This window comes from Streptomyces sp. NPDC037288 (assembly GCF_055603265.1).
In genome coordinates this window covers 60449-71827 of sequence record NZ_JBVJVY010000006.1, presented here as the reverse complement: position 1 = coordinate 71827, position 11379 = coordinate 60449, and the positions used below count along the sequence as shown (strand labels likewise).

Annotated in this window: 11 protein-coding genes; 7 read left to right on the top strand and 4 right to left on the bottom strand. The window is 68.1% G+C overall.

All coding sequences use genetic code 11. The annotated features are described in order from the left end of the window. The first annotated feature begins 55 nt into the window (after positions 1-55). On the top strand, positions 56-1588 hold the full coding sequence (locus ACZ7GZ_RS09250) for a glycosyltransferase family 87 protein (RefSeq protein WP_471022335.1): 1533 nt from the start codon (positions 56-58) through the stop codon (positions 1586-1588). 78 nt (positions 1589-1666) lie between these two features. On the opposite strand, the gene ACZ7GZ_RS09245 is transcribed toward ACZ7GZ_RS09250, so the two are convergent. The 3 genes from ACZ7GZ_RS09245 to ACZ7GZ_RS09235 form a co-directional block, all read right to left on the bottom strand. After that, positions 1667-2698: an alanine racemase gene (locus ACZ7GZ_RS09245; protein ID WP_471022333.1), complete on the bottom strand. Its 1032-nt coding sequence runs from the start codon at positions 2696-2698 to the stop codon at positions 1667-1669. An 83-nt stretch (positions 2699-2781) separates the two neighbouring features. Beyond that, positions 2782-3903, bottom strand: a complete 1122-nt coding sequence (femX, locus tag ACZ7GZ_RS09240) for a peptidoglycan bridge formation glycyltransferase FemX (protein WP_031164375.1) — start codon at positions 3901-3903, stop codon at positions 2782-2784. A gap of 185 nt (positions 3904-4088) precedes the next feature. Then, the gene (locus ACZ7GZ_RS09235) at positions 4089-4400 is read right to left on the bottom strand and encodes a hypothetical protein (RefSeq protein WP_471022332.1); all 312 of its coding nucleotides are present in this window, start codon (positions 4398-4400) and stop codon (positions 4089-4091) included. A 271-nt stretch (positions 4401-4671) separates the two neighbouring features. On the opposite strand from ACZ7GZ_RS09235, the gene rpsF reads away from it, so the two are divergent. From rpsF to rplI, 4 genes are all read left to right on the top strand, one after another. Beyond that, positions 4672-4962 (top strand): 30S ribosomal protein S6, encoded by a 291-nt coding sequence (gene rpsF, locus ACZ7GZ_RS09230; RefSeq protein WP_043502363.1) that lies wholly within the window; start codon positions 4672-4674, stop codon positions 4960-4962. Positions 4963-5040: 78 nt separating this feature from the next. Further along, positions 5041-5622, top strand: coding sequence for a single-stranded DNA-binding protein (locus ACZ7GZ_RS09225; RefSeq protein ID WP_471022329.1), 582 nt, complete (start codon positions 5041-5043; stop codon positions 5620-5622). A 57-nt stretch (positions 5623-5679) separates the two neighbouring features. Beyond that, complete coding sequence (gene rpsR / locus ACZ7GZ_RS09220) at positions 5680-5916, top strand: 30S ribosomal protein S18 (protein ID WP_003949403.1); 237 nt, start codon at positions 5680-5682, stop codon at positions 5914-5916. An 18-nt stretch (positions 5917-5934) separates the two neighbouring features. Further along, a complete protein-coding gene (gene rplI, locus ACZ7GZ_RS09215) occupies positions 5935-6381 on the top strand; it encodes a 50S ribosomal protein L9 (protein WP_471022328.1) in 447 nt (148 codons plus the stop codon). A 155-nt stretch (positions 6382-6536) separates the two neighbouring features. Here rplI and ACZ7GZ_RS09210 read toward each other — a convergent pair whose 3' ends face one another. Next, positions 6537-7874 (bottom strand): MATE family efflux transporter, encoded by a 1338-nt coding sequence (locus ACZ7GZ_RS09210; RefSeq protein ID WP_471022327.1) that lies wholly within the window; start codon positions 7872-7874, stop codon positions 6537-6539. Positions 7875-8356: 482 nt separating this feature from the next. Between ACZ7GZ_RS09210 and dnaB the strand changes: the two genes are divergently transcribed. Continuing rightward, positions 8357-9835, top strand: coding sequence for a replicative DNA helicase (gene dnaB / locus ACZ7GZ_RS09205; RefSeq protein WP_471022325.1), 1479 nt, complete (start codon positions 8357-8359; stop codon positions 9833-9835). Positions 9836-9874: 39 nt separating this feature from the next. Beyond that, positions 9875-11260: a serine hydrolase domain-containing protein gene (locus ACZ7GZ_RS09200; protein WP_471022323.1), complete on the top strand. Its 1386-nt coding sequence runs from the start codon at positions 9875-9877 to the stop codon at positions 11258-11260. Positions 11261-11379: the final 119 nt, after the last annotated feature.

Below are 11379 nucleotides of genomic sequence, written 5' to 3'. Positions count from 1 at the left end.
AGAAAGGGGTGCAGGCCTCGCGGCGCTCACAGCTCGATACGGCAGGATGTGGCCCATGCCCAGTGCAGAGATGATGCCCGCGAGCATGCACGAGCCCGAGCCCGTGCGGCCCGTCACGGCAGAACCGGTGCGGCCGACCAGTGAGGACGAGATCGCCCGGGCAGGCAGTGAGCTGATCGGCGGTCCGCTGGGGCGGCGTGCCCTGCTCGCGACCTCCTGGTGGACCCCCGTACGGGTCGTCGCGCTCGTGGCGATCGGCATGTTCGCCCTCGGCCTGGTCCAGAAGGCGCCCTGCTATCACAGTGCCTGGTTCTTCGGCGCGAGCAGTCAGTACACGCATGCCTGCTACTCGGATATCCCGCACCTCTACCAGGGGCGTGGATTCGCCGATCATCTCGTGCCGTACTTCGACAAGCTCTCGGGCGACATGGACTACCTCGAATACCCGGTGCTGACCGGCGTGTTCATGGAGGTGGCGTCCTGGTTGACCCCGCACAGCGGCAGCATCCAGCGCCAGGAGCAGTGGTACTGGTTCGTCAACGCCGGGATGCTGATGGTCTGCGCGGCCGTCATCGCGGTCTGTGTGGTCCGCACCCACCGCCGGCGCCCCTGGGACGGCCTGCTGGTCGCCCTGGCGCCCGCTTTCGTGCTCACCGCGACCATCAACTGGGATCTGCTGGCCGTGGCGCTCACGGCGGCGGCGATGCTCATGTGGTCCCGTAGCCGTCCCGTCGCCTTCGGTGTTCTCCTGGGCCTCGCCACGGCCGCCAAGCTCTACCCCGTGTTCCTGCTCGCCCCGCTGTTCGTGCTGTGCTGGCGGGCCGGCAAGTGGCGGGAGTACACCCAGGCCGTGGGCGGCGCGGCGATAGCCTGGCTCGTGGTGAACGCGCCGGTGATGCTCTTCGCCTTCCAGGGCTGGTCGAAGTTCTACACGTTCAGCCAGGAACGGGGCGTCGACTTCGGGTCGTTCTGGCTGGTCTGGGCGCAGAACTCCAGCAACCCGCCCGGCACCGGCTTCGTGAACACCGCTGCCCTGGTGCTGGTGGTGCTGTGCTTCCTCGGTATCGCCGCACTGACGTTCACCGCTCCGCGCCGGCCCCGCTTCGCGCAGCTGGCCTTCCTGATGGTGGCGGCGTTCATCCTCACCAACAAGGTCTACTCACCGCAGTACGTCCTGTGGCTGGTGCCGCTGGCGGTCCTGGCCCGGCCCAAGTGGCGCGACTTCCTGATCTGGCAGGCCTGCGAGGTGGCGTACTTCCTGGGCATCTGGATGTATCTCGCCTACACGACCAGCGGGGACGCCCACAAGGGTCTGCCCACGCACGGCTATCAATGGGCGATCGTGCTGCATCTGGTGGGCACGCTGTACCTGTGCGCCGTCGTCGTGCGGGACATCCTCATGCCGGAGCGGGACGTGGTGCGCCGGTCGGGCGACGACGACCCGTCGGGCGGGGTGCTCGACGGCGCGCAGGACGTCCTCGTGTTCGGCGCGGCAGCCCATCCACCGCGGCACGCCGCCCACTTCGGGGGTCCTCAGGTGGACTGGGGCAGGCCCGTCCCGCCGTCCCCCGAGGATCGTTCGCTCTGAGCGAACACGCCGGCGGAAGGCCATGAAGAAGGCCGTACCCGCACACGGCGTGTACGGCCTCTTGCCGTTCTGGCCGGGTCAGCGGTCCACGAGCCGGTCGAACTGTGTGGTGGTGTGCCGCAGATGGGCCACCAGCTCGTCGCCGACCTGCGGCTCCGGAGCGTCCGACGGGACGAACAGGATCGACACCTGCATGTGCGGCGGCTCGGCGAACCAGCGCTGCTTGCTGCCCCAGACGAACGGAGAAAGGTTCCGGTTGACCGTGGCGAGGCCGGCCCGTGCGACGCCCTTGGCGCGCGGCATGACGCCGTGCAGGGCCTTCGGGGCCTCCAGGCCCACGCCGTGCGACGTTCCGCCTGCCACGACCACCAGGTAGCCGTCGGAGGCCGCCTTCTGCTGCCGGTAGCCGAACCGGTCGCCCTTGGCCACACGTGTGACGTCCAGAACGGCACCGCGGTACTCGGTCGCGTCGTGATCCCCCAGCCACAGCCGAGTGCCGATGCGGGCACGGAACCGGGTCTGCGGGAACTGCTGCTGCAGCCGGGCCAGTTCATCGGCCTTGAGATGGCTGACGAACATCGTGTGCAGCGGCAGCCGGGCGGCGCGCAGCCGGTCCATCCAGCCGATGACCTCCTCGACGGCGTCCGAACCGTCGGTGCGGTCCAGCGGCAGATGAATGGCGAAGCCCTCCAGCCGGACGTTCTCGATGGCCTGGTGCAGCTGGGGCAGGTCCTGCTCACTGATGCCGTGGCGCTTCATCGAGGACATCACCTCGATGACGACCCGCGCCCCGACGAGGCCGTACACGCCGTCGACCGACGACACCGAGCGCACCACCCGGTCGGGCAGCGGTACGGGCTCCTCGCCGCGCCGGTACGGCGTCAGCACCAGCAGGTCACCGCTGAAGAAGTCCTTGATACGCGCGGCCTCGTACGTCGTGCCGACCGCGAGCAGGTCCGCGCCCAGTCGCGTGGCCTCCTCCGCCAGCCGTTCGTGCCCGAAGCCGTAGCCGTTGCCCTTGCAGACCGGGACCAGGCCCGGGAACTGCTCGTGCACGTGCTTGTGGTGCGCCCGCCAGCGCGCGGTGTCGACGTAGAGCGTGAGCGCCATGGCCGGACCTGGAACCTTTCTCGTGGCTGCGGTGTATCAGAGGTGTGAACGCTGTGGAGCCTATGGAACCAAACGCCCGCGGCTCAGCGGCGCGACATGTAGATGTCGAGGGCCTTGTGGAGCAGCTTGTTCAGCGGGAAGTCCCACTCGCCGAGGTACTCGGCGGCCTGCCCGCCGGTGCCGACCTTGAACTGGATCAGACCGAAGAGGTGGTCCGTCTCGTCCAGCGAGTCGGAGATGCCGCGCAGGTCGTAGACGGTGCCGCCGAGCGCGTAGGCGTCGCGCAGCATCCGCCACTGCATCGCGTTCGAGGGCCGGACCTCACGGCCGATGTTGTCGGAGGCGCCGTAGGAGTACCAGACGTGTCCACCGACGATCAGCATCGTCGCCGCGGACAGGTTCACGCCGTTGTGGCGGGCGAAGTACAGCCGCATCCGGTTCGGGTCCTCGGTGTTGAGGGCCGTCCACATGCGCTGGAAGTACGACAGCGGGCGGGGCCGGAAGTGGTCGCGCACCGCCGTGATCTCGTACAGCCTCTGCCACTCGGCCAGGTCCTGGTAGCCGCCCTGGACGACCTCGACGCCGGCCTTCTCGGCCTTCTTGATGTTGCGGCGCCACAGCTGGTTGAAGTTCTTGTGGACCTCTTCCAGGGACCGGTTGGCCAGCGGCACCTGGAAGACGTAGCGCGGCTGCACGTCGCCGAAACCGGCGCCGCCGTCCTCGCCCTGCTGCCAGCCCATACGGCGCAGCTTGTCGGCCACCTCGAACGCGCGCGGCTCGATGAAGTCGGCCTCCATGTCGCGCAGGCGCTTCACGTCCTGGTCCTGAATGCCCTTCTTGATCGTTTCCGCGTTCCAGCGGCGGATGATCACAGGCGGGCCCATCTTCACCGAGAAGGCACCCTGCTGCTTCAGGTGCGCCAGCATCGGCTGGATCCAGTCGTCCAGGTTCGGCGCGAACCAGTTGATGACCGGGCCCTCGGGGAGGTAGGCGAGGTAGCGCTTGATCTTGGGCAGCTGGCGGTAGAGGACCAGGCCCGCGCCGACCATCTCGCCGGTGCGCTCGTCGAACCAGCCGAGGTTCTCCGAGCGCCACTCCGCCTTCACATCGGCCCAGGCCGGGACCTGCATGTGGCTCGCCGACGGCAGGCTCTGGATGTAGGCCAGATGCTGCTCGCGGCTGATGGTCCTCAGGGTCAGGCTCATGTCGGGGCGCTCCTCGGGCTGGTGTGTCCCCATGGGTACAGGGGCTCCGGCTCTCGCGCCGAAGCCTACTGCGCCTTGCGAACGCCCCGACTGGGCGTACGGGCCTTAGCCCCGGCCGGGCGGGCGACCGGGGCGGTTCGCGGTGTTCGAAAAGGCGTGGTGCGGGCGTCGCCCGGCGGTCGGCTTCAGAGGAGTCCGCCGAACAGCCCGCCGTGCGACATGCTGATCAGGAAACCTACTCCCGCAGCGCCGAGACCCAGGATCAGAACGAAGCGTTCCCGAGTGGTCACCGAGATCCACTGTCCATAGATGCCGACGGCGAGGCCCACCAGACCCGACCACGAGCTGAGCAGGTGGAGGCCGGGGAAGAAGGACGTGACAAGGGACAGCGCGCCGAGGACGAAGGTCACCGCCATCAGCGTGTCCTGAAGCGGACGGGTCTTGCCGTCCGTGGCGAAGAGGGATCCGGCGACGTTGGGATGCAATGTCTGTGCCATGGGCACCTCCTGCGGAAGGCGGCGCATAGTAGCGCCGTACACACCCGACGTGTACAGGGTGACGGCCTCCACGCCCGGATTTCAACCGGAAGCGGGTGTGCGGGTAGTCTGTACCGTCTGCACTGGTGTCTGCCCACGCCTGCCCAGGTAACACTGCGGGATCCTTCAGGACCCCCGATTGTCAGTGGCGGCCGATACCGTTGCGTACGCATCACAACCCTCCTGCCACGGAGCGACCGTGGCCGCTGAGTCCAAAGGAGGTGGGTTCCACATGCGTCACTACGAGGTGATGGTCATCCTCGACCCCGATCTCGAGGAGCGTGCTGTCTCCCCGCTGATCGAGAACTTCCTGTCCGTCGTCCGTGACGGCGGCGGCAAGGTTGAGAAGGTCGACACCTGGGGCCGTCGTCGTCTCGCCTACGAGATCAAGAAGAAGCCCGAGGGCATCTACTCGGTCATCGACCTGCAGGCCGAGCCTGCGGTCGTCAAGGAGCTCGACCGCCAGATGAACCTGAACGAGTCGGTCCTCCGGACCAAGGTCCTCCGTCCCGAGATGCACTGAGCTCTCCCGCTCAGCTGATCTCGGGATTCGAGTAGCAGCACCAAGCAGCCAGCAGCAAACCCGCCGAGAGGTTCCCCCATGGCAGGCGAGACCGTCATCACGGTCATCGGCAATCTTGTCGACGACCCCGAGCTGCGCTTCACCCCGTCCGGTGCGGCGGTCGCGAAGTTCCGTGTCGCGTCCACTCCCCGCACCTTCGACCGCCAGACGAACGAGTGGAAGGACGGCGAGAGCCTGTTCCTGACCTGCTCGGTCTGGCGTCAGGCGGCGGAGAACGTCGCCGAGTCGCTCCAGCGAGGCATGCGCGTCATCGTGCAGGGCCGGCTGAAGCAGCGGTCCTACGAGGACCGTGAGGGCGTCAAGCGCACGGTCTACGAGCTGGACGTCGAGGAAGTCGGCCCCAGCCTGCGTAACGCCACGGCCAAGGTCACCAAGACCGCCGGTGGCGCTCGCGGTGGCCAGGGCGGTTACGGCGGCGGTGGCGGCCAGGGTGGCGGCGGCTGGGGCTCAGGCCCCGGTGGCGGCCAGCAGGGCGGCGGTGCTCCGGCCGACGACCCGTGGGCGACCGGCGCTCCCGCCGGTGGCCAGCAGCAGGGTGGCGGCGGCTGGGGCGGAGGCTCCGGCGGCGGTGGCGGCTACTCGGACGAGCCCCCCTTCTAGGTCCTCGGACCAAGGGTGGGTCGTACCCCAACTTCTTGATCACACAGGAGAAACACCATGGCGAAGCCGCCTGTGCGCAAGCCGAAGAAGAAGGTCTGCGCTTTCTGCAAGGACAAGGTCACGTACGTGGACTACAAGGACACGAACATGCTGCGGAAGTTCATTTCCGACCGCGGCAAGATCCGTGCCCGCCGCGTGACCGGCAACTGCACGCAGCACCAGCGTGACGTCGCCACGGCCGTCAAGAACAGCCGTGAGATGGCGCTGCTGCCCTACACGTCCACCGCGCGCTAAGGGAAGGGTGACCCACTCATGAAGATCATCCTCACCCACGAGGTCACCGGCCTCGGTGCCGCTGGCGACGTTGTCGACGTCAAGGACGGTTACGCTCGCAACTACCTGATCCCGCGGAAGTTCGCTATCCGCTGGACCAAGGGTGGCGAGAAGGACGTCGAGCAGATCCGTCGCGCTCGCAAGATCCACGAGATCCAGACCATCGAGCAGGCCAACCAGGTGAAGGCCCAGCTCGAGGGCGTGAAGGTCCGCCTGGCCGTCCGCTCCGGCGACGCCGGTCGTCTCTTCGGTTCCGTCACCCCGGCCGACATCGCGTCCGCGATCAAGGCTTCCGGTGGCCCCGAGGTCGACAAGCGCCGCATCGAGCTGGCCGCCCCGATCAAGACCCTGGGCGCCCACGAGACGTCCGTGCGTCTGCACCCCGAGGTTGCCGCCAAGGTCAACATCGAGGTCGTCGCGGCCTGATCGCTGCGCTCTGCTTGAGCAGCTCCGAAAGGGGCCGCGCCTTCACGGGCACGGCCCCTTTCGTATGGGCTGGGTGGGACTCGCACGGGCACAACGTGGAGGAGGGCGGGTGTTTCACGTGAAACACGACACCCGGCTTGTTCCAAGTGAAACGGTCAGCGGGTGGCGCCCGTGACGATCCAGCGACCCGAGCGGGTGCGCAGCCACAGGGTCAGCATGCGGATCGCCATCATGAGGGTCATCGCAGTCCACAGCGCGGTGAGGCCGCCGCCGAGAGTCGGGACGAGCAGGGCGAGGGGAGCGAACACCGCTAGGGTGACGACCATCGCCCCGGCCAGATACGGTCCGTCCCCCGCGCCCATCAGTACTCCGTCCAGCACGAAGACGATCCCGCAGACGGGTTGCGAGAGCGCCACCATCAGCAGTGCGGGCAGTGCCGCGTCCTTGACCACAGAGTCGTTGGTGAACAGTGGCAGGAAGAGCGGCCGGGTGGCCACCACGAGCAGACCGAGAATCACTCCGGTCGCGATGCCCCACTGGACCATGCGGCGGCAGGCTTCACGCGCTCCTTGGGCGTCGTCCGCGCCGAGATAACGGCCGATGATGGCCTGACCTGCGATCGCTATCGCGTCGAGAGCGAAGGCCAGTAGGCTCCACAGGGACAGGATGATCTGGTGGGCGGCGATGTCGGCGTCGCCCAGATGTGCCGCGACCACCGTCGCGATCATCAGGATCGCCCGCAGCGACAGTGTCCGGACCAGGAGCGGAACGCCTGCCTGAGCCGAGGCCCGGATGCCGGCGGCATCCGGGCGAAGTGAGGCCTCGTGCTGACGGGCTGCGCGGACGACCACGATCAGATAGACGGCTGCCATGCCGCACTGGGCGATGACCGTGCCCCAGGCCGAACCGGCGATGCCTAGCCCGGCGCCGTAGACGAGTCCTGCATTGAGTGCGCCGTTGGCGACGAAGCCTGCGCCAGCGACGTAGAGCGGGGTCCTGGTGTCCTGCAGTCCGCGGAGCACTCCCGAAGCGGCGAGGACGATGAGCATGGCCGGGATGCCCAGTGAGGAGATGCGCAGATACGTCGTGGCGTAAGGGGCCGCGGTCGTGGAGGCGCCGAAGAGGTCCACGATGCCGGGTGCCAGCGGAAGCACGACGGCGATGACGGCGATGCCGAGCAGCAGCGCCAGCCAGATGCCGTCCATGCCCTGGCGAATGGCTGCCCGCAGATCGCCGGCGCCGACGCGCCGGGCCACGGCGGCGGTGGTCGCGTAAGCGAGGAAGACGAAGACGCTCACCGCGGTGGTGAGGAGGGCGGAGGCAACGCCGAGACCGGCGAGCTGAGCGGTCCCGAGATGGCCGACGATGGCGCTGTCCGCCATGACGAAGAGAGGCTCGGCGACGAGTGCGCCGAAGGCTGGGACGGCCAGCGTGACGATCTCTCTGTCGTGCCGCCGGCGGGTGGCCTTGGGTATCGCGGGAGCCTGTGTCATGTGCACTAATCTAATCGTCCACAGGTAAGTGATGCAATGCGTTTGTGACCCTTACCTCTCCTCTCCGGGTGTGTCCTTTGGCGCACCGTTCGACACGATCTTGGTCCGACTGGGGAAGTTTTTCTTCTGCACAGCCGGTGGACGATAAAAGTGCAGGTCAGTGCGGTCTGGTGGGGAGGAGGGAGGGCTTGTTCACAGGGCTGTCCACCGGGTCGTGCACAGGTTTCGGCGAGTTCTCCACAGCATCCGGGCTGTCGTCCACATGGCCTGTGGATAACCAGATTGGCTGACGGTGCCGACGGGCCTACCGTGGTCCGGCGCCCACTCCTTCCCCAGGCCTGGGAAGCGTCCTTCCCTCGGCCCTGGAATCGTCACAAACCCGACGCGCCGGAACCGGAGTTGGGCCTCTCATTTGTCAGTGCCGTGCCGTACAAAAGAGGACACGGCGAGGTCCGCCGTGCGGACGGGGAGGAGGTGGCTCGGTGAGCATTTCCGAGCCCTTGGACGATCCGTGGGCCGATACCGGGCCCAGTGATCGTCTGCCGGCCTCCCGGCGACGCGGTGACGGCGGCCGGAGCCGTGAGGAGCAGCACGACCGGGGCCGGGAGAACGACTCCTGGGACCGCGGGGGCTCCTCCTTCGAGCGGGTGCCGCCACAGGACCTGGACGCCGAGCAGTCGGTTCTGGGCGGCATGCTGCTGTCGAAGGACGCCATCGCCGACGTCGTCGAGATCCTCAAGGGTCACGACTTCTACAAGCCCGCGCACGAGACGATCTACCAGGCGATCCTGGACGTCTACGCCAAGGGCGAGCCGGCCGACCCGATCACCATCGCTGCCGAACTCACGAAGCGCGGCGAGATCAACAAGGTCGGCGGGGCCGCGTATCTGCACAGCCTCGTCCAGACCGTGCCGACGGCGGCCAACGCCGAGTACTACGCGGAGATCGTCCATGAGCGGGCCGTGCTGCGCCGCCTGGTCGAAGCCGGTACGCGCATCACGCAGATGGGATATGCGGCCGACGGCGACGTGGACGAGATCGTCAACAGCGCCCAGGCCGAGATCTATGCCGTCACCGAGCAGCGCACCAGCGAGGACTATCTGCCGCTCGGCGACATCATGGAAGGCGCCCTCGACGAGATCGAGGCGATCGGCTCGCGCAGTGGCGAGATGACCGGTGTGCCGACGGGTTTCACCGACTTCGATTCGCTGACGAATGGTCTGCACCCGGGCCAGATGATCGTCATCGCGGCCCGTCCCGCCATGGGTAAGTCGACGCTCGCACTGGACTTCGCGCGAGCCGCCTCGATCAAGCACAACCTGCCGAGTGTAATCTTCTCGCTCGAAATGGGCCGCAACGAGATCGCGATGCGTCTGCTGTCCGCCGAGGCCCGGGTGGCCCTGCACCACATGCGGTCCGGCACGATGACCGACGAGGACTGGACCAGGCTCGCCCGCCGCATGCCGGACGTCTCGGCCGCACCGCTCTACATCGATGATTCGCCCAACCTGTCGATGATGGAGATCCGCGCCAAGTGCAGGCGCCTGAAGCAGCGCAACGACCTGAAGCTGGTCGTCATCGACTACCTCCAGCTGATGCAGTCCGGCGGCTCCAAGCGCGCCGAGAGCCGCCAGCAGGAGGTCTCGGACATGTCCCGTAACCTCAAGCTGCTCGCCAAGGAGCTGGAGATCCCGGTCATCGCGCTCTCGCAGCTCAACCGTGGTCCCGAGCAGCGCACCGACAAGAAGCCGATGGTCTCCGACCTGCGTGAGTCGGGCTCCATCGAGCAGGACGCCGACATGGTGATCCTTCTGCACCGCGAGGACGCTTACGAGAAGGAGTCCCCGCGCGCGGGCGAGGCCGACCTGATCGTGGCCAAGCACCGAAACGGCCCCACCGCCACGATCACGGTCGCCTTCCAGGGCCACTACTCCCGCTTCGTGGACATGGCCCAGACCTGATCGCCCATCCAGGTGATCCACCCGGGGGACACTGGGCCCATGACGACACCTCAGGAAGAGCTGCTGCCCACGACCCGGCGAGCCCTGTTGCACCGGATCGCCGTCGCACAGGCCGAAGGACGGTCGCCGTCGTTGGTGGCGGCCGTCGTGCGGGGCGGGCGGGCCGTGTGGCACGGGGCGCGCACCTCGGTGGACGGCCACGGTCCGGACGAGAACGTGCAGTACCGGATCGGGTCCATCACCAAGACCTTCACGGCCGTCCTGGTGATGCGTTTGCGCGACGAGGGCCTGCTCGACCTCGGTGATCTCCTGGAGAAGCATCTTCCGGGTACCGGCGCGGGCGAGGCGACGATCGCGGACCTGCTCGCCCACACCGCGGGGCTGGCGGCCGAGTCACCCGGCCCCTGGTGGGAGCGGACCCCGGGCACCCTCCGTCCGGAACTGGCCGATGTGCTCGGTGAACAGCCCCTGCTGCACCCCGTCGGCCGACGGCACCACTACTCCAACCCCGGGTACACGGTGCTCGGAGCACTGGTGGAGGAGTTGCGTGGCGCTCCCTGGGAGGAGGTGCTGCGCAGTGAGATCCTCGAGCCGCTCGGTCTGCACCGCACGAGTGCGCAGCCCGAGGCCCCGCATGCCGGCGGATGGGCCGTGCATCCGTGGGCGGACGCGATGTTGCCGGAGCCGCTGGAGGATCTGGGCAGGATGGCTCCGGCCGGTCAGCTGTGGTCGACCACGGGGGACCTGGCACGGTTCGCCGCGTTCCTGGCCGCGGGTGACGACCGGGTACTGAGTACGGAGTCGGTGCGGGAGATGCGCACGCCTGCGGCGCCCGCAGAGACGGCGGACGTGCTGGACGGAGCCACCTACGGCCTCGGTCTGCAGATCCAGCGCCGCGACGGCCGACTGCTCGTCGGGCACTCCGGTTCGCTGCCGGGTTTCCTGGCCAACCTCACCATCAGTGTGGAGGACGACGTGGCGGCAGTGGTGCTCGCCAACTGCACGAGTGGACCGCTGCTCGGAGCGGTCGGTGCGGACCTCGTCCGGATCGTCGCCGAGGCGGAGCCGCGGATCCCGGAACCCTGGCGTCCGTTGCGCGCGGTCGACCCGGCGGTCCTTGAGCTGGCCGGGCAGTGGTACTGGGGGACCCATGCCTTCGGCCTGCGGGTGACTGCTGACGGTCTGCTCGCGCTCGGCCCGTTGACCGGCAGTGGCCGGCGCGCACGCTTCCGCTCGAACGGTGACGGCACCTGGACGGGCCTGGAGGGTTACTTCGCCGGAGAGTTGCTGCGGCCCGTACGACGTCCGGCCGGGGCTGTGAGCCACCTCGACCTCGGTTCGTTCATGTTCACGCGGCAGCCGTACGACCCCGAGGCGCCGATCCCCGGCGGAGTGGACCCGGAGGGGTGGCGGGGTATCCGCTAGAGCCTGAGCGGTGGGGGGGGGGTGGTGGGGGAGAAACCCCCCCCCCCCCCCGGGCCCCTTCCGCTCCCCGCCCCCCCTTTGCCCCTCCCTCTCTGTTTTTCCACCCCCCAACTCCTCCC